1 protein-coding gene is annotated in these 702 nt (G+C 75.9%); it reads right to left on the reverse strand.

Annotated elements, in window-relative coordinates:
- Nucleotides 1-67: 67 nt before the first annotated feature.
- Entirely contained in the window at nucleotides 68-613 is a 546-nt protein-coding gene (locus tag ACYVE9_RS29575) for a GbsR/MarR family transcriptional regulator (protein ID WP_461030946.1), read from the reverse strand.
- Nucleotides 614-702 lie beyond the last annotated feature (89 nt).

Here is a 702-nt window from a genome sequence, read left to right on the forward strand (position 1 = left end):
CGCCCGGGCCCGCGCGGTGACGGTGTCCGGCCCCGACGTCCGGACCCGCACGTGGACCGTCGCGCCGTCAGCGCTGCGGCTCACCGTTCCCGGCGGCTGAGCCCCCGCTTCCGGCGGCCGGGTCACTGTTCCCGGCGGCTGGGCCCCCGTTCCCGGTGGTCGGGTCGCCGTCCGGGTGGCGCTGCCGCCAGCGGACCATGATCCCGGCCAGCTCCTCCTGGAGGAAGGCGAAGAACTCGGCGGTCTCGGCGATCCGGCGGCCGGCGGCGGTCTGCGGGCCGAGTGCTTCGACGCCGAGCCTGAACGTCGTCATCCAGCGGCTGATCACCGCGTCGCGGTTGGCGATCGCCTCGTACCAGATGTCGGCGTGCACCCGGTAGCGCTCGCGGCGTGAGCCGGGCAGCCGCTCCCTGGTGACCATGTGGACCTGCGCCAGGTAGCGCACCGCGCCGGACACCGCGGCGGGGCTGACCCGCAGCCGCCGGCTCAGCTCGGCGGAGCTGAGCGCGCCCTCCTCCGAGGCGAGCAGGCAGGCGTAGACCCGGGACACCATGCGCTGCATGCCCGCTTCGACGAGGTCGGCGGCGAACCGCTCCACGAACGCGGAGACCACGGGCCCGTACTCCCCTTCCGGGTCGCCGTCGGGCGCCGGCCCGGGCGGTGGCGCGGTAGGTGACGGTGTGCCGGCCGACGCGGTCGACG

Source organism: Streptomyces sparsus (genome assembly GCF_054776295.1).